At 55.1% G+C, this 20551-nt stretch carries 18 protein-coding genes and 3 pseudogenes; 17 read left to right on the top strand and 4 right to left on the bottom strand.

What is annotated here, in order from left to right:
• The first annotated feature begins 67 nt into the window (after positions 1-67).
• Positions 68-463: a DUF488 domain-containing protein gene (locus tag MKY96_RS21115; protein WP_340942994.1), complete on the top strand. Its 396-nt coding sequence runs from the start codon at positions 68-70 to the stop codon at positions 461-463.
• A 67-nt stretch (positions 464-530) separates the two neighbouring features.
• Here MKY96_RS21115 and hmpA read toward each other — a convergent pair whose 3' ends face one another.
• Positions 531-1712: an NO-inducible flavohemoprotein gene (hmpA, locus tag MKY96_RS21110; protein WP_340944691.1), complete on the bottom strand. Its 1182-nt coding sequence runs from the start codon at positions 1710-1712 to the stop codon at positions 531-533.
• Between the two features lie 163 nt (positions 1713-1875).
• Here hmpA and MKY96_RS21105 point away from each other — a divergent pair.
• Positions 1876-2301: pseudogene (locus MKY96_RS21105) on the top strand (RrF2 family transcriptional regulator); the annotation flags it as partial.
• 22 nt (positions 2302-2323) lie between these two features.
• Here MKY96_RS21105 and MKY96_RS21100 read toward each other — a convergent pair.
• Positions 2324-2740, bottom strand: a complete 417-nt coding sequence (locus tag MKY96_RS21100; RefSeq protein WP_340942992.1) for a hemerythrin domain-containing protein — start codon at positions 2738-2740, stop codon at positions 2324-2326.
• A 313-nt stretch (positions 2741-3053) separates the two neighbouring features.
• Here MKY96_RS21100 and MKY96_RS21095 point away from each other — a divergent pair, with 313 nt between their 5' ends.
• From MKY96_RS21095 to MKY96_RS21060, 8 genes are read left to right on the top strand one after another with little or no spacing between them, the layout of a single operon-like run.
• A complete protein-coding gene (locus MKY96_RS21095; protein ID WP_340942990.1) occupies positions 3054-6728 on the top strand; it encodes a nitrate reductase subunit alpha in 3675 nt (1224 codons plus the stop codon).
• Positions 6718-8289: a nitrate reductase subunit beta gene (gene narH / locus MKY96_RS21090; RefSeq protein WP_340942988.1), complete on the top strand. Its 1572-nt coding sequence runs from the start codon at positions 6718-6720 to the stop codon at positions 8287-8289. The genes MKY96_RS21095 and narH overlap by 11 nt, the downstream gene beginning before the upstream one ends.
• Complete coding sequence (gene narJ / locus MKY96_RS21085; RefSeq protein ID WP_340942987.1) at positions 8282-8848, top strand: nitrate reductase molybdenum cofactor assembly chaperone; 567 nt, start codon at positions 8282-8284, stop codon at positions 8846-8848. The genes narH and narJ overlap by 8 nt, the downstream gene beginning before the upstream one ends.
• On the top strand, positions 8845-9531 hold the full coding sequence (narI, locus tag MKY96_RS21080; protein ID WP_340942984.1) for a respiratory nitrate reductase subunit gamma: 687 nt from the start codon (positions 8845-8847) through the stop codon (positions 9529-9531). Before narJ ends, narI begins: the two co-directional genes overlap by 4 nt.
• 51 nt (positions 9532-9582) lie before the next feature.
• The gene (locus MKY96_RS21075) at positions 9583-10041 is read left to right on the top strand and encodes a GAF domain-containing protein (RefSeq protein ID WP_340942981.1); all 459 of its coding nucleotides are present in this window, start codon (positions 9583-9585) and stop codon (positions 10039-10041) included.
• Entirely contained in the window at positions 10041-11084 is a 1044-nt protein-coding gene (locus MKY96_RS21070) for a sensor histidine kinase (protein ID WP_340942978.1), read from the top strand. Before MKY96_RS21075 ends, MKY96_RS21070 begins: the two co-directional genes overlap by 1 nt.
• 28 nt (positions 11085-11112) lie before the next feature.
• The gene (locus tag MKY96_RS21065; RefSeq protein WP_036691001.1) at positions 11113-11760 is read left to right on the top strand and encodes a response regulator transcription factor; all 648 of its coding nucleotides are present in this window, start codon (positions 11113-11115) and stop codon (positions 11758-11760) included.
• Between the two features lie 23 nt (positions 11761-11783).
• Positions 11784-12311, top strand: coding sequence for a hemerythrin domain-containing protein (locus MKY96_RS21060; RefSeq protein ID WP_340942975.1), 528 nt, complete (start codon positions 11784-11786; stop codon positions 12309-12311).
• A gap of 96 nt (positions 12312-12407) precedes the next feature.
• Here MKY96_RS21060 and MKY96_RS21055 read toward each other — a convergent pair.
• Positions 12408-12836 (bottom strand): annotated as a pseudogene (locus MKY96_RS21055) (PD-(D/E)XK nuclease family transposase); the annotation flags it as partial.
• 332 nt (positions 12837-13168) lie between these two features.
• Between MKY96_RS21055 and MKY96_RS21050 the strand changes: the two are divergent.
• Genes MKY96_RS21050 through moaA form a run of 3 tightly spaced genes read left to right on the top strand, consistent with a single transcriptional unit; the run spans position 13169 to position 17001 of the window.
• On the top strand, positions 13169-14659 hold the full coding sequence (locus MKY96_RS21050) for an MFS transporter (protein ID WP_340942973.1): 1491 nt from the start codon (positions 13169-13171) through the stop codon (positions 14657-14659).
• 48 nt (positions 14660-14707) lie between these two features.
• Positions 14708-15952 carry a molybdopterin molybdotransferase MoeA gene (locus MKY96_RS21045; protein ID WP_340942971.1) on the top strand — a complete coding sequence of 415 codons (1245 nt, stop codon included), beginning with the start codon at positions 14708-14710 and terminating at the stop codon, positions 15950-15952.
• A 32-nt stretch (positions 15953-15984) separates the two neighbouring features.
• Complete coding sequence (moaA, locus tag MKY96_RS21040; protein WP_340942970.1) at positions 15985-17001, top strand: GTP 3',8-cyclase MoaA; 1017 nt, start codon at positions 15985-15987, stop codon at positions 16999-17001.
• Positions 17002-17139: 138 nt separating this feature from the next.
• On the opposite strand, the gene MKY96_RS21035 is transcribed toward moaA, so the two are convergent.
• Complete coding sequence (locus MKY96_RS21035) at positions 17140-17853, bottom strand: YwiC-like family protein (RefSeq protein WP_340942969.1); 714 nt, start codon at positions 17851-17853, stop codon at positions 17140-17142.
• Between the two features lie 201 nt (positions 17854-18054).
• On the opposite strand from MKY96_RS21035, the gene mobB reads away from it, so the two are divergent.
• The 4 genes and pseudogenes from mobB to MKY96_RS21015 all read left to right on the top strand — a co-directional run bounded on the left by mobB (position 18055) and on the right by MKY96_RS21015 (position 20470).
• Positions 18055-18621 (top strand): molybdopterin-guanine dinucleotide biosynthesis protein B, encoded by a 567-nt coding sequence (mobB, locus tag MKY96_RS21030; RefSeq protein WP_340944686.1) that lies wholly within the window; start codon positions 18055-18057, stop codon positions 18619-18621.
• Positions 18622-18636: 15 nt separating this feature from the next.
• Positions 18637-19086: pseudogene (gene mobA, locus MKY96_RS21025) on the top strand (molybdenum cofactor guanylyltransferase); the annotation flags it as partial.
• Between the two features lie 171 nt (positions 19087-19257).
• Positions 19258-19743, top strand: a complete 486-nt coding sequence (locus tag MKY96_RS21020; RefSeq protein ID WP_340944684.1) for a molybdenum cofactor biosynthesis protein MoaE — start codon at positions 19258-19260, stop codon at positions 19741-19743.
• A gap of 19 nt (positions 19744-19762) precedes the next feature.
• Positions 19763-20470 (top strand): DNA alkylation repair protein, encoded by a 708-nt coding sequence (locus tag MKY96_RS21015; RefSeq protein ID WP_340942966.1) that lies wholly within the window; start codon positions 19763-19765, stop codon positions 20468-20470.
• The last annotated feature ends 81 nt before the right edge of the window (positions 20471-20551 follow it).

Genomic DNA, 20551 nt, shown 5'->3' with positions numbered 1-20551 from the left:
CCGCTGGAAGCAGAATAGACCCCGTGGTATATTGGGTGTATTTAGTGGTGAGCAGGAGGGATGCAGCATGGGAGAGCCATCCGGCGGGAAAGCCGAAGATGCTCCGTACTCTATTGGCCTGAAGCGAATCTATGAACCTGCGGACCCCGGGGACGGATACCGGATTCTGGTGGACCGGCTGTGGGCGCGCGGAGTGACGAAGGAGCAGGCAGCCATTGACGAGTGGATGAAGGAGATCGCGCCCAGCCCGGCGCTGCGCAAGTGGTTCGGACATCTGCCGGAGCGGTTCACGGCATTCAAGGAACGGCATATCCTGGAGCTGGAGGAGAATCCGGAATGCGCGGGGCTTGCGGAAGTGATCCGGGAGCGGGCGCTTAATCAGAGGGTCACACTGGTCTATGCCGCGAAGGACCCGGTCCATAACCATGCGAAGGTACTCTATGAATGGCTGATTTCACGTTGAAGAAAGCGGGCTTCCTCCGAACCGGTAAGGGTTCGGCAGGCGGCCCCTTTGCTTTTAGATGAACAATCTACGCGTTGCTTAGCTGCAGTGCCGGTCCGAAGAACTCATAATGAATCTGGGTCTCAGTCATTCCCAGCTTCCGCAGTTCGCCAATCATGGCTTCCATAAAAGGAACAGGCCCGCACACGTAAGCATCTCCGGTAACATCTACATAGCTCTTCAGAATTTCGCCTGTAATCACGCCATCCGGTCCGCCGGAGTAGAAGGTTCTGGTCTTGACGTTGCTCAGCGCGGCCGCATGCTTCTCAATATCTGTACCGAAGGCAGCAAGCGATTCGTTCCGTGCAGAGTGCAGGAAGACGACCGGCCGGTCCGGTGTTACATTAGCTACTGTCTCGAGCATGCTCATCATAGGGGTGATGCCTACACCGCCTGAGATGAAGGCTACAGGGGTAGTTAAGGAAGTATCCAGCAGGAACTCGCCGGCAGGGGCGCTCGCCTCAACGGTATCGCCCTCATTCACCCCGTTATGAAGATAGACGGATACCACGCCATTCGGGTCATTCGTCTCCTCGCGTTTCACCGAAATGCGGAATTCATCCGGCTTCGGTGCTTGGGACAGGCTGTACTGGCGGATCATGGTATATTGCTCTCCAGGGATCAGCACACGGACAGAGATATACTGGCCCGGCTTATAGTCTGGTACATTCGAGCCGTCTGCCGGCTTCAGATAGAACGATGTAATGCTGCCGCTCTCCTGAACCTTACGCACCACGGTAAATGGCTTGAAGAAGTTCCAGCCGTGCTCCTGCTCCCGCGCTTCCTTGTACATGCTGTCTTCCACGCCGATGAATGCACCCGAAATCACTCCGTACGCTGCTTTCCAGGCACTCAGGATCTCATCCGTAGCAGCATCGCCCAGCACCTCCTTAATGGCCTTCAGCAGGAATTCTCCGACGATCGGGTAATGCTCCGGCTTGATGCCGAGGCTGACATGCTTGTGGGCGATCTGGACCACCGCAGGGAGTATATTCTCAAGGTTGTCTATGTGGACTGCCGCTGCGTAGACCGCATTGGCCAGTGCCGCCTGCTGGCGGCCTTGCGCCTGGTTGGCGTGGTTGAACACATTCAGCAGTTCCGGGTGGGCCTCGAACAGGTTACGGTAGAATACCGTTGTAATGGTGGTGCCGTGTTCCGCCAATACTGGCGCTGTGGATTTGACAATGTCACGAGTCTCTTGTGTTAAAATATGAATCATCCCCTCTCCATATAGTACAAAATTAATATATACGGTTTTGAAGATAAAAGATATATTTAAAATACCACTTTAACAAATTAGACAAAGAATATGATAAACTTTGTAATAAATATCACTTACGTGAAGCTAAGTTAATATAGAACGGAGCATGACTATGCGGCTGACCTTATATACCGATTACTCCCTGCGAATCCTCATGTATCTGGGAGCCAAGCAGAGGGAGGAGTTGACTACAATCCAGGATATCTCCAGTGCCTACGGCATCTCCAAGAATCATCTGATGAAGGTCTCGCATGAACTCGGCAAGGCGGGCTATCTCGAAACGGTGAGAGGTCGCGGGGGAGGGATCAGGCTTGCGCTTGCGCCGGAGAGGATCAATATCGGGGAGGTTGTGCGCCGGATGGAGGATGATTTCTATCTCGTTGAGTGCTTCAATCCCTCAGGCGGAAGCTGTCCGATCTCACCGGTGTGCAGACTCAAAGGCGTGCTGGGCAAGGCCCTGCACGCCTATCTGAAGGTGCTTGAAGAGTATACACTTGAGGATCTGCTGATGAATAGAGATGATCTGCGTGCTATTCTGCAGGAGAGCGGCAGCAGTCATGCTACTCCCCGAACAGCAGCCGTTCCTCATCCCGGCTATGAACCGCATTCACAACCAGCAGGGCATGGAACTGGTGCAGCACCTCAGGGGTGAGGCCGTCTTCGGCAAGCATGCTTTTGACATCCTGCACGATGATCCGCAGCAGCTCATGATCCCGCTTCAGCCGGATAACGGGTTCTTCCAGGTTCGGATTCTTCACAATCATCTCCTGATAGAATCCGTCTTCCTCCGCATCGGCATGGCTGAGTATCCGCGTCTCCCAGTACTCAATCAAGTGGTCAGCCGCCTGGCGAGCCACCTCCACTTCCTTAAGCGCCAGCAGCTCTTCCACTTCTTCTGTCTTGGCTACAGCGCCGGAGAGCCCGCCCTGATGTATGGCATGATGGGCATGCAGCTGGCGCAGTGAGGGTCCTGACATTCTTCTTCATCCTCCCGTACTATAACTATCACAGACGTATCTACTGGTCAGTATAGCATACAGAGCTGCCATGGAATTCCCGCTAAGAGCTTCCCCTGGGCATAAAGAGGGAACTCCCTAATGGGGACCCCTGTCCGGCAGTACACATGCAGAATCAGAGCTTTTCTCCTCAGGGGGGAAGGCTTTTTTGCTGCGGGGTGAGATCAAGGGAATTCCCGAGGTTCAATAGGTGTTTCCCTAATGGGAAGCGCGGCCGGGGAGATCCATAATGAGATTAATTGAATAGATTCGTACAAAGGAGTGTTCTGGACAGATGAAGAAGAAATTCGGCCTTAACTTTTTTAAGCCGGTGGAGAGCTATTCCGGGAACTGGTCCATTCTTGAAGAGAAAAATAGAGATTGGGAGAACATGTACCGCCAGCGCTGGTCTCACGATAAAGTAGTCCGCACCACCCACGGCGTGAACTGTACAGGCTCCTGCAGCTGGAAGGTGTTCGTGAAGAACGGGATCATCACCTGGGAGAACCAGCAGATCGATTACCCGTCCTGCGGACCGGATATGCCGGAGTTCGAGCCGCGCGGCTGTCCGCGCGGAGCCACCTTCTCCTGGTACGAATACAGCCCGCTGCGCGTGAAGTATCCGTATATCAGAGGGAAGCTGTGGCGGCTGTGGCAGACGGCGCTCCAGGAGCATGACAATTATGTCGATGCCTGGGCCAGCATTGTGGAAGATCCCGAGAAGGCCAGCCAGTATAAGAAGGCACGCGGCAAGGGCGGCCATGTCCGGGTAGCCTGGGATGATGCCCTGCGGCTGATCGCAGCGCAGCTGATCTATACGATCCGCAAATACGGCCCTGACCGGATCGCCGGGTTCACCCCGATTCCGGCCATGTCGATGGTCAGCTACGCTTCAGGAGCGCGGTTCATCTCGCTGCTGGGCGGCCAGATGCTGAGCTTCTATGACTGGTATGCCGATCTTCCTCCGGCTTCGCCGCAGATCTGGGGCGAGCAGACGGATGTCCCGGAATCCTCGGACTGGTACAACGCCGGTTACCTGATGATGTGGGGCTCGAACGTGCCGCTGACCCGGACGCCGGACGCCCACTTCATGACAGAAGTGCGCTACAAAGGCACCAAGGTCGTATCGGTCGCCCCGGATCTCGCCGAGAACGTGAAGTTCGCCGACAATTGGCTGGCTCCGAATCCCGGCTCGGATGCAGCGCTTGCCCAGGCGATGACGCATGTTATCCTGCAGGAATTCTACCAGGAACGCCAGGAGCCGATGTTCCTGAATTATGCCAAGCAATATACCGACATGCCGTTCCTGATTCTGCTCGATCCGCATGAGGACAGCCTGAAGGGCGGACGCTTCCTGCGGGCCAGTGATCTGGGCGATGCTTCTCCGCACTCGGACTGGAAGCCGGTGATCTTCGATGAAGCCACAGGCGAGATGATCGTGCCGAACGGGACGATGGGGCAGCGCTGGGAGGAAGGCAAGAAGTGGAACCTGATTCTGGAGCGGGAGGACGGCAGCAGGGTGGAGCCGGCCCTGACCATGGAACGCCATGGGGAAGAGTGGACGGAGATCGTATTCCCTTACTTCGATAATGCCGGTAACGGCACCTTCAGCAGAATCATCCCGGCCCGGAAGATGAAGCTTGCGGACGGCACGGAACGTTATGTCGCTACCGTATACGACCTGATGATGAGCCAGTACGGCATTAAGCGCAGAGACAGTCTGCTGAACGCCAAGGGGTATGAGGATGAAATGTCTCATTACACTCCGGCCTGGCAAGAGAAGATTACTACAGTAAAAGCAAGCGTCGTTGTGCAGATTGCCCGCGAGTTCGCCCAGAACTCCATTGAGACCGGCGGACGCTCCATGATTATCATGGGCGCAGGTATCAACCACTGGTTCAACAGTGATACCATCTATCGTTCCATCCTGAATCTGGTGGTGCTGACCGCATCTCAGGGAGTCAACGGCGGCGGCTGGGCGCATTATGTCGGCCAGGAGAAATGCCGTCCGATTGAAGGCTGGTCCACCGTTGCCTTCGCGAAGGATTGGCAGGGTCCAGCGCGGCAGCAGAATGCAACCTCGTTCTTCTATTTTGCCACCGAGCAGTGGCGGTATGAGGAGAGTGGCACCGATTCCCTGAAATCGCCGACCGGCGGGGATGTTGCTTACCAGCACCCGGCAGATTACAACGTGCTGGCTGCGCGGCTAGGCTGGCTGCCGTCCTTCCCGCAATTCAACAAGAACAGCCTGCTGTTCGCCGAAGAAGCGGCGCAGCAAGGCAAGAAGACGAATGCGGAGATTATCGGCCATGCCGTAGAAGAGATTACATCGCGGAAGACGCGCTTTGCTGTTGAAGATCCCGGCGCACCGGAGAACTTCCCGCGCTCCCTGTTCATCTGGCGCTCGAACCTGATCTCAAGCTCCGCCAAGGGACAGGAATATTTCATGAAGCATTTGCTCGGAGCCTCGGATGGTCTGCTGGCCGAGCCGAATGAGGAGCAGAAGCCGGAGGAGATCGTCTGGCGGGAGGATGTGGAAGGCAAGCTGGATCTGATGGTCGCCCTGGATTTCCGGATGACGACGACGCCGCTGTATGCCGATATTGTCCTGCCGGCCGCAACCTGGTATGAGAAAACAGATCTGTCGTCCACCGACATGCATCCGTTCGTCCATCCGTTCAATCCGGCCGTGAATCCGCTATGGGAATCCCGTTCTGACTGGGATATCTACCGCCAGCTCTCGGAGGTATTCTCCGAAATGGCGAAATCGCAGCTGCCCGGCGTCTATAAAGATGTGGTAATGTCCCCGTTGGGCCATGACTCCATCAGCGAAATCTCACAGCCGATGGGTCTGGTCAAGGATTGGGCCAAGGGCGAGGTGCCGGCCATTCCGGGTAAAACCATGCCTAACTTCACCATTGTCGAGCGGGATTACACGCAAATTCATCATAAATACAGCTCGCTCGGACCGAATTTGGCTACCGGCAAAGCAGGCGCACACGGCGTCAGCTTCTCGGTTGCCGAAGAATACGAAGAGCTGAAGAAGATCAGCGGTGTGCATTACGACGAAACGATCCGGCACGGACTGCCGAAGCTGCAGACGGCCCGCCAGGCGGCGGATGCCATTCTGCATCTGTCTTCCGCCACCAACGGCCGCGTCTCCCAGAAGGCTTATGAGTCGGCCGAGAAGGATCACGGGGTCGAGCTGCGGGATATTTCGGCAGACCGGGCCGCCGAGAAAATTACGTTCCAGAGCATTACCGCACAGCCGCGAGAGGTGATTCCGACACCGGTATTCAGCGGCTCGAATAAGCAAGGCCGCCGGTATTCGCCGTTCACTACGAACATCGAACGTCTCGTGCCGTTCCGTACCCTGACCGGGAGACAACATTTCTATATTGACCATGAGATCTTCCAGCAGTTCGGCGAAGCGCTGCCGGTCTACAAGCCGACCCTGCCTCCAATGGTCTTCGGGCCGCGCGACAAGGCCGTGAAGGGCGGAACCGATGCGCTGGTTCTGAGATACCTGACGCCGCACGGCAAATGGAATATCCACTCGACCTACCAGGATAACCAGCACATGCTGACCTTATTCCGGGGAGGTCCGACAGTGTGGATCAATAACGAGGATGCGGCGGCTCATGACATTGCGGACAACGACTGGCTTGAGGTCTATAACCGTAACGGGGTCGTCACTGCGCGCGCCGTGGTCAGCCATCGGATGCCGAGAGGCACCATGTTCATGTACCACGCCCAGGATAAGCATATTCAGGTGCCGGGCTCCGAGATTACGGATACGCGCGGCGGAAGCCATAATGCGCCAACCCGGATTCACCTGAAGCCTACCCAGATGGTCGGCGGATATGCACAGCTCAGCTACGGCTTCAACTACTACGGTCCGATCGGCAACCAGCGTGATGTCTACGTAGCCGTCCGCAAAATGAAGGAGGTCAACTGGCTTGAAAATTAAAGCGCAAGTGGCAATGGTAATGAATCTGGATAAATGCATCGGCTGCCACACCTGCAGCGTGACCTGTAAGACCACCTGGACGAACCGCAAGGGTGCGGAATATATGTGGTTCAACAACGTGGAGACGAAGCCGGGTATCGGCTATCCGAAGCGCTGGGAAGACCAGGAGCTGTACAAGGGAGGCTGGCAGCTGCGCAAGGGCCGGCTTGAGCTGAAATCCGGCAACAAGCTGTCCAAGATCGCGCTCGGCAAAATCTTCTACAACCCTGATATGCCGGAAATGAAGGATTATTATGAGCCTTGGACCTATAACTATGAGCATCTGACGAGTGCCGGGGAGCAGAAGCATTCCCCGGTCGCCCGGGCCCACTCTGCTGTCACCGGCGAGAAGATGGATCTGGAATGGGGACCGAACTGGGAGGATGATCTGGCGGGCGCGCATGTGACCGGCCCGCTGGACCCGAACATTCAGAAGATCGAGGAAGAGATCAAGTTCAACTTCGAGAAATCCTTCATGATCTATCTGCCCCGTCTGTGCGAGCACTGCCTGAACCCGAGCTGTGTGGCTTCCTGTCCGTCGGGAGCGATGTACAAACGCGATGAGGACGGCATCGTTCTCGTGGACCAGGAAGCCTGCCGCGGCTGGAGATATTGCATGACCGGCTGTCCGTACAAGAAGGTGTACTTCAACTGGCAGACCAACAAGGCGGAGAAATGCACCTTCTGCTTCCCGCGTGTGGAGGCAGGCCTGCCAACGGTATGCTCCGAGACCTGTACGGGCCGTATCCGCTACCTTGGCGTTCTGCTGTATGATGCCGACAAGGTGCTGGATGCCGCATCCACCCCGGATGAGAAGGATCTGTACCAGGCCCAGTGTGATCTGTTCCTGAATCCGCATGATCCGGAAGTCAGAGCGCAGGCGAGAAAAGACGGCATCTCCGAGGACTGGCTGGAGGCTGCGCAGAACTCGCCGGTCTACAAGCTGGCGATTGAGCATAAGCTGGCCTTCCCGCTGCACCCGGAGTACCGGACGCTGCCGATGGTATGGTACGTACCGCCACTTAGCCCGATCATGAACTACTTTGAGGGCAAGGATTCACTGAAGAACCCGGATATGATTTTCCCTGCGATCGAAGAGATGCGTACACCTATTCAATATCTGGCGAATATGCTGACGGCTGGCGACACGGAGACCGTGAAGGAAGCTCTGCAGCGGATGGCGATGATGCGCTCTTACATGCGCGCCCAGTCTACCGGCCAGGAGTTCGATCTTAGCCGTCTGGAACGTGTCGGCATGACGGCGCAGCAGACGGAGGAAATGTACCGCCTGCTGGCCATTGCCAAATATGAGGACCGCTTCGTGATCCCGACCTCCCACAAGGAGCAGCACATGAACCCTTACCGTGCCCAAGGCTCTGCCGGTTACGGCAGCGGAATGGGCGATATGGGCTCGGGCTCCGGCTGTGACGGCTGCGGACCGGCGAGCCCTTCCGGCGACACCTTGAAGACCGGCAAGGAGATGTATGAAGAGAATTTCTACGGGGGGATCTGGCGTGATTGATCTGAGCAAACTGCATCATTACAAGCAATCCTTCGGTTATTTCGCCCTGCAGCTCATGTACCCGGAGAAGCTGGATTTCCATCCGACTTTTCTGGAAGAGGCGTTTGACCCCGGCCACCCGGCATATTCCCATGTCCAGACCTACTGGAAGCTCATGCAGAGCTTCAGCCTGGAAGAGATTCAGGAGAATTATGCGGCTACGTTTGATTTTCAGAAGGACTGCGCGCTCTATATGACCTACTTCAAATTCGAGGATGCCAAGGAACGCGGGCAAATGCTCGCCAAGCTGAAGCTGCTGTACGAAATGTTCGGCCTTGAAATGCCGGAGAATGAGCTGCCGGATTACCTGCCGCTGATGTGTGAGTTCATCTATGCCGCGCAGTGGCTGGACGTCCCCGGCGCGCCGGAGAACTTCCGGATGCTAATGGCGATTCTGGAGGATGGCTCGTATCATCTGGTGAAGGCGCTGGAGCAGCGGGAGAGTCCTTATTATCACCTGGTTAAAGGATTGCGAGAAACCTTCAAAGCTTGTGCGGAACAGGAGGCCCTAAGTCAATGAATATGCTGGGTCAGTTTTTATGGGTTATTTTCCCGTATATGTGTATGGTCGTATTTATCGGCGGGCATATTGCCCGCTACCGCAAGGATCAATTCAATTGGACCGCCAAATCCAGTGAATTCATTGAGAAAAAACAGCTGAAATTCGGCAGCATTCTGTTCCACCTCGGCATCATGCCGGTCATTCTGGGTCACATCGGCGGTCTCGCCGTGCCCAAGTCCTGGCTGGAGGCTGTCGGCGTCAGCGATCATATGTACCACATTGGCGCCGTATACATCGGAGGGATCTTCGGTGCGGCCACCCTGGCTGGAATGCTGATCCTGACCTCACGGCGCTTCACCCTGAAGAACGTCCGCCGGCTCAGCAGCGCCTCCGATCTGATCGTCAACTCGCTCCTGCTGTTCATTGTGTTCATGGGGATGTACTCCACTATTGTCACGAATGCTGTACAGCCTGAGTTCGATTACCGGGATACAATCTCCGTGTGGTTCCGCGGCTTGTTCATGTTCCGCCCGGACCCGTCGCTGATGAGCGGAGTGCCGTTCTCCTTCAAGCTGCACATCCTGTCAGGGTTCGCGATTTTTGCCTTCTGGCCGTTCACCCGGCTGGTTCACGTATGGAGTGTTCCGTTGAATTATGTAGGCAGAAGTTATATCCTATACAGAAGAAATAAATCAAATTAACGGAAGAGCAGCGTGGACTTCTTTCCCTGTTCAATCCGAGGAGAGAAAGCGATGATGAATAAGGTGGATTACCAGACCCGGCTTGACCAGATCCGTAAGTGCCTGGGATATGACTTCATGTCGCTGGCGTTCGCCGAACCGGCGGAGTATGACTATGCGATCCGCTGGAAATACGCCTCAGGCAATATAAGTGACCGCTACAAACGGATTGTGCTGCAATCCGGCAGAGGGATTGCCGGCATCGTGTTCAAGACCGGCAAGCCGTTCCTGATCCCTTCGGTGAAGCTTATGGTGAAGCCCGACAGCCTGTTCAATTATCCCATCACCAAGATGGAGAATCTGAACAGCATCGGGGCGGTGCCGATGTGGAATGATGCCCGCGTGGCAGGCGTGCTTCTCGGCGGCTTCAGAGGGGACCGGCAGGTGACCGCTGAGATGCTGGGTGATCTGGAAGCGACGGCGCGGGGCGGCATTGGAGACTTGGACGGGAAGGAATTGTTGCTCAGTTGATGAACCCCGCTACGGATTTGCGCAGTGAGCTAATGACGAAGCTGTTCGAGAACAGCTCGGAGGCGATGTTCTTTTTTGACCGGCAAGGGAAAGCCCTGGCGATGAATCCGGCTGCCGAGACGATCGTCGACAAGGATATTCTGAGGCAGCTGTATCAGGGGAATCCTGAAGCGCTCTGCGGAACCTGCCGGGGATATACCAGCGAGACGGAGCTGCGGACCTGCCTGAATTGTTATTTTCACACCCCGGACTCGGAGGAGTTCACCTCTTATCAGGTCTATCTGGAGACCAGAGACAAGGGGATTGTCCCGTATGCGGCAACCTTTCACACTATAGATGAAGAGAACGGAATCCGGGTGTTCATGCTCAGGGATCTATCGAGACAGTTCAAGACGCAGGAGAAGTTCTACCAGAACAAAATGATGAAGCATATTATTGAAGCCCAGGAGAATGAACGCAAGCGGATCTCCCGTGAACTGCACGACAGCGTTGCGCAAGAGCTGATGAGTGCCGTGATTGATCTGCGTGTGCTGAAATATATGACAGCTGATGACGGCCTGCTGAAGAAAGTGAAGCAAACCGAAGTGTCGATGACCCGCCTGCTGAGTGATATCCGCAACCTGTCGGTGGAGCTTAGGCCGGCTGCCCTGGATGATTTCGGTCTGGAGGCCGCTTTCCGCTCCCACTTCAAGCGGGTGGAACAAACGTATGGCCTGGTGATTGAGTATGAATCCCGGCTGCCCGAGAAGCGGTACGGGAGTGAGATTGAGACGGTTATGTACCGGGTATGTCAGGAAGCGGTGCTGAATGCCTTGAAGTATGCCCAGGTAGACAGCGTCAAGGTCTCGCTCACCGAGAACGACGGCATGCTCCAGCTGCTGATTCAGGATGAAGGGATCGGCTTCCATCTGGGCGATGAGCCTGCCGGAACAGGCTTGGGCTTGTTCGGGATGCAGGAGCGGGCAGAGCTGGTGGGCGGAACCTTCAGTGTGGATTCAGAGACCGGCAAGGGTACCCGGATTATGCTGCAGGTTCCTGTATGATGGGCCCGAGGAAAGGAATGAGCTTCTGATGAAGATCGTCATTGCAGACGACCATGCGATCGTACGCAGCGGATTCTCCATGATTCTTAATTTTCAGGATGATATTGAAGTGATCGGAGCAGCGGCGGACGGCAGAGAGGCCTACACCATGGTCGCCAAGCTCCGGCCGGATATCCTGATCATGGATTTAAGCATGCCTCCGGGAGAAAGCGGGCTGACCGCGACCGGCAAGATCAAAGAGGATTATCCCGATACCCGGATCCTGATTCTGACGATGCATGACGATGATGAATATCTCTTCCATGTCTTGAAGAACGGGGCCTCCGGGTATGTGCTCAAGAGTGCGCCGGACGAGGAGCTGCTGCTGGCGATCCGGACGATTTACGAAGGCGGTACTTATATTCATCCTAAGATGGCTACCTCGCTGGTCCGTGAGTTCATTAAGCAAGACAAGACCGGCGGGACGGAAGATCTGTTCGAGTTACTGTCCAAGCGGGAGCTGGAGATTCTGCCGCTCATTGCCAAGGGATACGGGAATAAGGAGATTGCAGAGAAGCTCTTTATTTCCGTTAAGACCGTGGAAGCCCACAAGGCCAAAATTATGGAGAAGCTTAACCTTAAAAGCCGGCCCGAGCTGGTCGAATACGCTTTGAGGAAAAAAATGCTGGATTTCTGACCGGCCACTGGAGGGTTAGCTGTATGCCGGAACATACAGACCTTAAGTTTACGCTGCCCGCGATGCGCATCCTTGAGAATGAACACCGCTATCTATCTTTTCTGATGGAGGAATGGCATGCCATTGTCCTCTGGTTTGAGCAGGAGCAGATTACGCTGGAAGAGGCCAAGGCCCAGCTTGAGAAGCTGCGTAAGGCAGTGCTTGCGTTCAGCGTTCCGCTGAAGCGGCACACGGAGAAGGAAGAGACGTATTTCTTTCCGCTGCTGGGCCAGTATATCGGCTTCGACCAGGGTCCGCTGGCCGGCATCCAGGAGGAGCACCGTGAGATTGACGGGTACATCGGGCATTTCCTGCATCACTCCGAGGGAGATATCAGCCAGATGACACTCGCGGGAATCCGCTCAGCCGTACACGATGCGGGAGAGGCCTTTGAGGTGCTGACGGTCCATTTTGTCAAAGAAGAGATCGTGATCTTCCCGATGGGCGAGAACCAGCTGAGTCCGAAGGACAAGGAGCGGCTAGGCGGACAGTTGAATACGCTGATTACGTGACAAAAAAACAGGCCGCTCCATTCTAACTGGGGCGGCTTTTTTGATACTTTTGATATTTGATAATAGAGGAATTTATACTTTTCAACAGGGGTTCGGTCAGTGCTTCCCCATCTGTGCTTTCAACCTTAGGATTTGTTGTTCTGTGAGACCTGAAGCTTTAAGAATAACTGAGGTCTCTACTCCAAGCGCAAGAAGTTCAAGTACTATGGCCTCTGCCCTTTTTTGTTCACCCTTAGCAATTCCCTCCGCAATTCCTTCCGCACGTCCTTCCGCACGTCCTTCTGCACGTCCTTCTGCTTTAGCACCATTCATCCGTGAAGCCTCATCACGCAAATACTTCATCCGGGCATCATACTCCATACGTGTAGCGGCATCCTGGCTCAGAAATTCAAGTGTATCCATTGCTTTTTTTAACATGGGTTCATTCATGGTCAGCACCTCCCAGTTTGGTTGTTCAACACCCTTCAGGAATAATAACCAGTTGATTAAACCGCCTGTTAACGGTATGGCCTGATCCTCAAGCTCGGCTTATTATATCATGGCAGAATTACGCGTTGTAGACAAAATCAGCCTTTTTGGATACATATAATGCTATTCTGTCCCTAAAACTCTGTAACGCATGCAGTCAATTAGGCGGCGTTATTTTTTACAAGAATGTATATGTTTTGTGGTCCCCGCAAAGTACCTGAGTCATCACCTACGCTAAAGCCCCACTTTGTGGGGTTATTTTAGGGTTTACCCTGTCAGGGAAAGGGGACTCCCCTATATCTGAGCCGGGGAACGGCGGATACAATGAGTACAGGAAGTATCAATAACAGGAAATCATCACAAGAAAAAACGGCGAAAAGGTGAAACGAATGATTAAAAAAATGCAATTGCCGCTGCAAACCTTAAACTTGATTACCGGATTCATGGTGTGGGTGATTATCTCTTCGCTGATGCCCTTTATCACGGAGGATATCAGCATTCCTTCCGGACGGCTGGCGATGGTCACGGCGATTCCGGTAGTGCTTGGCTCGATTCTGAGAATTCCGCTGGGCTATTATGCGAATATTCTGGGGGCGCGGATTATTTTTATGTCCAGCTTCGTGCTGCTGCTGTTCCCGGTCTACTTCATCAGTGAAGCGTCCACAGTCACACATCTTATTATCGGAGGCCTGTTCTTGGGGGTAGGAGGAGCTGTATTTTCAGTAGGCGTAACCTCATTGCCGAAGTACTATCCGAAGGAGAAGCATGGTCTGGTTAACGGTATCTATGGAATCGGGAATCTCGGTACAGCGGTTACGACCTTCTCGGCGCCTATCCTGGCAGCACAGTTCGGCTGGCAGACTGCGGTCAAAATGTATCTGATTCTGCTGCTGGTATTCATCGTTCTTAACTTCTTCTTCGGAGACCGTCAGGAGCCCAAGCTCCGCACTCCGATTATTGAACAGATCAAGAGCGTGTCCAGGAACGAGAAGCTTTGGCTGTTCTCCCTGTTCTATTTCATTACCTTTGGCTCCTTCGTAGCCTTTACCATTTATCTGCCTAATTTTCTGGTATCCAGTTTTGGTCTGGAAAAGGTAGATGCCGGGATGCGCACCGCCGGCTTCATCGCGGTAGCGACCTTCTTCCGTCCGATTGGCGGCTGGCTGGCCGACAAGTTCCAGCCTTTATTCTTACTTATCTTCACCTTCAGTGTATATACGGTGGCTGCCATTATTCTGGCCTTCATGCCGGACATGGGCCTGTATACGGCAGGCTGCCTGGCGATTGCGGTAAGTGCCGGAATCGGCAACGGTGTTATTTTCAAGCTGGTGCCTCTGTACTTCAATAAGCAGGCGGGGATTGCCAACGGGATTGTGTCGATGATGGGCGGTCTGGGCGGATTCTTCCCTCCGATTATGCTATCTGTGATTCATGCGGCAACCGGACAATATTCCATCGGCTTCATGCTGCTGTCCCAGGTAGCGTTGGCCAGTCTGGTGCTTGTGGTGTGGCTGTACTTCCAGGACCGGCTTGCTCTTACCTCTGAGGTGTTCAATTCGACCGGCCAGGGGATTCTGGTTACGGATGTGTCCGGCCACATCAAGACGGTCAATCCGGCCTTCACGAGGCTTACCGGCTACACCGAAGAAGAGGTGCTGGGCAAACAGCCGAGCCTGCTGAAATCCGGCCGCCAGCCGAAGGACTTTTACCGCGTGATGTGGGGTGAGGTCAAGTCAAAGGGCATGTGGCAGGGCGAGATCTGGAACAAGCGCAAGAACGGGGAAGAATACCTGCAGTGGCTGAATATTAGCGCCGTGAAGGATGAGACCGGTGAAGATGTCCGGTATGTAGGCACCTTCAGCGATATTACGCAGAAATAAACGGGTGTACGGATGCTCAGTCCGGTACCCGCTGAGGAGCAGATGAGGGTGGAGATGAACAGAATCCCGGTTACTGTAGCTGAAGCTGTGCTGCGGGTAACCGGAAGAGTATGCCGCACAGGTACAGAGAACGTTCCGCTTCATGCAAGCTATGGACGTATTCTGGCCGGGCCGCTCACCGCAACCCATGATGTACCGCATTTCACCCGGTCCCCGTATGACGGCTATGCCATCGCTTCCAGAGATTCGGCCGGTGCTTCCGGCAGTAACCGGGTAAGCTTCACCGTGGTGGATCATATCGGCGCAGGGGAAGTGTCGCAGGCTGTAATCGGCCCTGGTGAAGCGGTACGGCTGATGACAGGGGCAGCGCTCCCGGCCGGGGCAGATGCGGTAGTTATGTTTGAACAAGCAGTCTCCGCAGGGCGGACATTTACGATCCGCAAGGCGTTTGCGCCGCAGGAGAATCTCTCTCTGCAAGGGGAGGATATGCAGGCGGGGGAGACGGTCATTCCATCCGGCAGCTTCATTCATCCCGGGGTTGTGGCGCTGCTCGCTACCTTCGGTTACGGGGAGGTTAAGGCAGGGAAGCGGCCGGTGGTGGGGATTCTGTCTACAGGCACCGAGCTGCTGGCAGTGACAGACCCGCTCGTACCCGGCAAAATCCGTAACAGCAACGGGCCGATGATTGCCGCCCAGCTCGCGCGGATGGGCATTCCTTACCGGATCTATGATACAGCAGCGGACCGGCTGGAGGAATGCCTGCAGACCGTCCGTCAGGCGCTCGCTGAGACCGACTGTCTGATCACAACGGGCGGAGTGTCAGTGGGCGATTATGACTACCTGCCGGAGATCTACAAGCGCCTTGGAGCTGAGGTGTTGTTCAACAAGGTAGCGATGCGTCCCGGCAGTGTGACTACAGTGGCAGTAGCCGGGGATCAATTCCTGTTCGGACTGTCCGGCAATCCGTCGGCTTGCTTCACCGGCTTCGAGCTGTTCGTAAGACCTTCGCTGCTTAAGATGATGGGGGCGGAACAATTATATCTCCCGCGTACCACAGCCGCTCTGGCGGAGGATTTCACCAAGGCGAGCCCGTTCACCCGGTTCATCCGGGCGGTATATGACGGCACTGCGGTCCGGCCGGCCGGCTTCAACAAATCGAACGCCGTCTCCTCCATCGCACGCGGCAATTCCCTAATAGTACTGCCGGGCGGAACAAGAGGCTTCGCCGCAGGAGATCAGGTGGATGTCCTGCTGCTCGGGGCGGAAGAGGGCATGAATGATTGGGTACTGTAAGGTTAAGTGTACGGGAAGGGAGATAGACGCACATGAATTATCATCCACTACAAGATCAGCTGCGGCGGCCTATCCACGATTTGCGGATTTCGGTCACGGACCGGTGTAATTTCCGCTGCTCCTACTGCATGCCAAAGGAGATATTCGGTGACGACTATGCTTTTCTTCCATCCGGTGAGCTGCTCACCTTCGAAGAGATTGGCCGGCTGGCGGGGCTGTTCGTCTCGCTTGGCGTAAGCAAGATCCGCCTGACCGGAGGTGAGCCGCTAATGCGCCGCCATCTGCCGGAGCTGGTTGCCTGCCTCTCTGCCATTCCCGGTGTCGGGGATATGGGACTGACGACGAACGGGACTCTGCTGGGCGGACAGGCTGCGCCGCTGTATGCTGCGGGCCTGCGCAGGCTGAATGTCAGCCTGGATGCGCTGGACCCGGAGCTGTTCGGCAGAATGAACGGGCGCGGCTTCAGGCCGGGAATGATTCTGGACGCTATAGATCAGGCGGCGGCCGCCGGATTTGAGGTCAAGGTGAATATGGTTGTCCAGCGGGGCGTGAACGAATCAGAGATTCTTCCGATGGCCGCCTACTTCAAGAAGCGGAAGATCACGCTGCGCTTCATCGAGTTCATGGATGTCGGCAACGATAACGGCTGGAGCTATGATAAGGTCGTCACCAAGCAAGAAATCCTGCAGCAGCTGCACAGCGTCTATACGCTGGAAGCTCTTGAGCAGAATTACAGCGGCGAGGTCGCGCAGCGCTACGGCTATCTTGGCAGTCCGGCCCAGATCGGCTTCATCACTTCCGTGTCCGAATCGTTCTGTTCCACCTGCTCGCGTGCCCGGCTGTCTTCTGACGGCAAGCTGTATACCTGCCTGTTTGCCTCCAAGGGCTTTGACCTTAGGGCCATGCTGCGCGGAGGGGCTGGCGATGAAGAGCTGCTGGCAGCGATTAAGCAGGTATGGGAGCAGCGCAGCGACCGTTATTCCGATGAGCGGACGGAAGAGACCCGCAGAAGCAAGGCCAAGATTGGTATGTCCTATATTGGAGGATAATGTCTATCCCATTGTGCCGCCGGGCTCAAGCAATCAGGACATGATCGTAGAATAGGCTGCAGACCTGAAGGAAGCTCCTCACGCGCGGGTTGGCGAAGGAGCTTCCTGGTTTTTGTCCAAATAAGTATTGTGGTTCTCTTAGAAATAGAGCATCAGCACAGACACATACAGCACGACGGAGAAGCCGATCTCGATGATTCCCGTACGTTTGGCCGTAATTCCTGTCCTCGGCAGAATGGCTGCCCGCAGCAGCAGAACCAGCAGCGGGACCAGCAGTGAAGGGAACAGGTACAGCCCGGCTGCTGCGAACAGCAGATGATACAGCACGGAGCCGTAATAGAAGCGGATATTATTCCGCTCACGGATGACGGTTTTGACATAGAAGGCAGTTCCTGTGAAGTACAGCACCGCCAGCACGAATAGCTCATTCACGGCCCTCCAATTCTCCCCCTGCCCTACATAGAAGACCGGATAAATCACCAGACAGAACGCCACAATAGCGGAGATGTCATTAAGCAAGGCACGTTCATTCTTGGTCCTGGCATAATAGAGGTTAACAGCGAATAACGGCAAGAGCAGCAGCACGAATCCCAGCAGTACAGGCTGGACAATTACCAGATAGAGGGCGAACGGAAGCAGCAGCAGCCCATATAAACTTAGCGGCTGGACATAACGTGCGAACTTCCGGGTCTTCACCCCCTGCAAGAGCGGGAAGCTGAACAGATAGATCAGCAGCCAGCAGATAAACAGCGGAATATGTATGAACTGCCCCTTGGAAGCGGCGACGCCCAACAGAAACGGGAGAACGAGCATCGCCCAGGCGCCGTGCTGGTTGGGGATGTATTTTTTCATACAGCCATAGACCTCCTTCGCGGATATATCATGGCATGTAAGCTGCCAGACTCTTTAACTATACTTGTATCCGGCGGAGAATGATGGTGATTTGAAGCACAGTGGCGCTGGCAGACGATTGGTCGGGGAATGGGAAGCGGGCAGAATGGAATAGTGTATAATCGGAATAGATCTTCAAGCGAAGGAGCAGACACAGTGACTATGGAATCCCAGCATGCGGCGGTACAGCGCCCAGTTCCTGTACTGCAAATCGTCGGATACAAGAACAGCGGCAAGACAACTCTCGCCTGCCGGTTAATCCACGCCCTGTCTGCGCAGGGACTGCGGGTTGGCTCTGCCAAGCATGATGCCCATCAGTTTCAGCTGGATGATCCGGGAACGGATAGCAGCAGGCATCTCCTGCACGGTGCAGTGGAGACGGTATTGACCTCGCCGGAGGCGACCAGGGTCATGCGCAGATCTGCGGCTTCACTGCGGGAAATCGCCGAGTCGATGCGCGGCAGAGTAGATCTGGTAATTGCTGAAGGGTTCAAATCTGCAGATTATCCCAAGATCGCCCTAATTCGCCGCACAGAGGACCAGATAACGCTGCAAAAGGAAGCGACGAACATACGCCTGTGGTTAAGCTGGGAAGAGGCTGCGGAATGGCAAAGTGCAGCGTTTGATTCCCGGATTAGCCAGGATACTCCTCCGGTATTGTCTATGCGGGAGCAGGCGCTTGCGGATCAGACGGTCATCGCGCTGGCGCTGGCGCTGCTTCAGTCCTAAATTCTACTAAAGGAGGTGCCCTTGGTGCTGACAGGAATTATACTGGCGGGCGGACAGAACTCCCGGATGCAGGGCCGCAATAAAGCCCTCCTGACTTACCACGGGGAACCGTTCATTGTCCGGCAGGTGAGGGAGCTGCAGACCCTGTGCTCCAGCGTGATTGTAGTCACGAACGATCCTTCCCCGTATCTGGAACATCTTCCATTGGATATTCAATATATACCGGATGTCTATGCCGGGCATGGGCCGTTGAGCGGATTTCATGCCGCTTTTGCCAGCGCGGAGACGGACTATGCCTGGGTGGTAAGCTGTGACAGCCCTGATATATCAGCTCCGGCCGCCTCATGGATGCTTGCCCGGCTTGAAGCAGGCGGTTATGATGCGGTTCTGCCGGTGATTGGCGGCAAGCATCAGATGCTGCATGGCGTATACCGGGCGCACCGGATCTTGCCGGACATTACAGCAAGACTTGCGAACCGTGAGTACCGGCTGGCTGGTTTATTAGAATCAATGCACTGGCTAGGGGTGGGAAGGGATGAGCTGGCCGGTGCGGGGTTAGAGGAAGATTTCGCGGCAGATATAGATACACCCGAGCAATATGAGCAGCTGCTGCATCTATCGAAGGGAAGTGAGCAAATGGGCCATTCGTTATTTGAAATTACAGAGTCCGCGATTATACCCGCTGAGGTATCCGATAAAGTTCTGCGCAGAGAAGCCGGGGCGATTACCTTATTCATCGGGACGGTGCGTGAGTTCACGCAGGGGAAGAAAACCTTGTATCTTGAATATGAAGCATACCCGTCCATGGCTGTAACGCAGCTGAAGCGCATCGGGCAGGAAGTGCTGGAGCGCTGGCCGGATACGAAAGTTGCAGTCACCCACCGGATCGGCAGGCTGGAGATTACCGATATTGCCGTGGTCATCGCAGTCTCCTCGCCCCACCGTAAGGCTGCCTATGAAGCGAATGAATACGTGATTGAACGGATCAAGCAAATCGTCCCGATCTGGAAAAAAGAAACCGGCGAGGACGGCAAAGCATGGATTGGCGACCAGCTCGGGCAGCAGACGTACCCCGAGGGACGGCCCGACTTGCCGGATATTCCGGCGGAGGACGAGAGGTAGCTAAAAGGAGGAACGTTCAATGAATGCAGAACAGGTCATGCAGGAGCTTGAAGCGCTTGGCAAGGAACGGACCAAGAAGATATATACCGCAAACGGCGCACGGGAACCGCTATTTGGTGTGGCTACCGGTGCCATGAAACCGATCTTCAAGCAAACCGGAATCAATCAGGCGCTGGCTGAGGAGCTGTATGCCACAGGTAATTATGATGCGATGTATTTTGCCGGGATCATTGCCGACCCGAACGGGATGACAGAGGCGGACTATAACCGCTGGATAGACGGGGCTTATTTCTATATGCTGTCCGATTTCGTGGTGGCTGTCACCTTGGCTGAAGCAGATATTGCCCAGCAGGTGGCGGATGAGTGGATCAGGAGCGGAGAGGACCTTAGAATGTCGGCAGGCTGGAGCTGTTACTGCTGGCTGCTGGGAAGCCGCCCGGATCAGGAGTTCCAGCGCGACAAGCTGGCCGGAATGCTGGAGCTTGTGGGTAAGACCATTCATGACTCCCCGGAGCGTACCCGGTACTCTATGAACAATTTTATGTATACCGTAGCCGTGTCCTATTCACCGCTGCATGATCTGGCATGTGAGACGGCGGAGCGGGTGGGTCCGGTCGAGGTGGACAAGGACAAGCCGAAGAGCAAGCTTATCAGCGCTTACGATAATATTATGAAGGCTGTGGACAAGGGACGGACCGGCTTCAAACGCAAACATGTGAGATGTTAGTCCGCAAGGATAGGTGAACATCCGGTAACGCTTCGTCTTTTCTGGTTAATAAATGCTATGCATTTGGACAACCTATTCCCT

The sequence above is a fragment of the Paenibacillus sp. FSL R7-0302 genome, assembly GCF_038006885.1.
In the GTDB taxonomy this organism is placed as follows: Bacteria; Bacillota; Bacilli; order Paenibacillales; family Paenibacillaceae; genus Paenibacillus_AQ.
The sequence above is the reverse complement of the archived record's forward strand: the minus strand, read 5'-3'. Positions and strand labels throughout refer to the sequence as shown.

Bases quoted from the DNA above. Each gene is read 5' to 3' on its own strand.
- MKY96_RS21115 (WP_340942994.1), top strand. From the start codon at position 68: ATGGGAGAGCCATCCGGCGGGAAAGCCGAAGATGCTCCGTACTCTATT.
- MKY96_RS21100 (WP_340942992.1), bottom strand. From the start codon at position 2,740: ATGTCAGGACCCTCACTGCGCCAGCTGCATGCCCATCATGCCATACAT.
- MKY96_RS21095 (WP_340942990.1), top strand. From the start codon at position 3,054: ATGAAGAAGAAATTCGGCCTTAACTTTTTTAAGCCGGTGGAGAGCTAT.
- narI (WP_340942984.1), top strand. From the start codon at position 8,845: ATGAATATGCTGGGTCAGTTTTTATGGGTTATTTTCCCGTATATGTGT.
- MKY96_RS21075 (WP_340942981.1), top strand. From the start codon at position 9,583: ATGATGAATAAGGTGGATTACCAGACCCGGCTTGACCAGATCCGTAAG.
- MKY96_RS21070 (WP_340942978.1), top strand. From the start codon at position 10,041: ATGAACCCCGCTACGGATTTGCGCAGTGAGCTAATGACGAAGCTGTTC.
- MKY96_RS21065 (WP_036691001.1), top strand. From the start codon at position 11,113: ATGAAGATCGTCATTGCAGACGACCATGCGATCGTACGCAGCGGATTC.
- MKY96_RS21060 (WP_340942975.1), top strand. From the start codon at position 11,784: ATGCCGGAACATACAGACCTTAAGTTTACGCTGCCCGCGATGCGCATC.
- MKY96_RS21050 (WP_340942973.1), top strand. From the start codon at position 13,169: ATGATTAAAAAAATGCAATTGCCGCTGCAAACCTTAAACTTGATTACC.
- moaA (WP_340942970.1), top strand. From the start codon at position 15,985: ATGAATTATCATCCACTACAAGATCAGCTGCGGCGGCCTATCCACGAT.
- MKY96_RS21035 (WP_340942969.1), bottom strand. From the start codon at position 17,853: ATGAAAAAATACATCCCCAACCAGCACGGCGCCTGGGCGATGCTCGTT.
- mobB (WP_340944686.1), top strand. From the start codon at position 18,055: ATGGAATCCCAGCATGCGGCGGTACAGCGCCCAGTTCCTGTACTGCAA.
- MKY96_RS21020 (WP_340944684.1), top strand. From the start codon at position 19,258: ATGGGCCATTCGTTATTTGAAATTACAGAGTCCGCGATTATACCCGCT.
- MKY96_RS21015 (WP_340942966.1), top strand. From the start codon at position 19,763: ATGAATGCAGAACAGGTCATGCAGGAGCTTGAAGCGCTTGGCAAGGAA.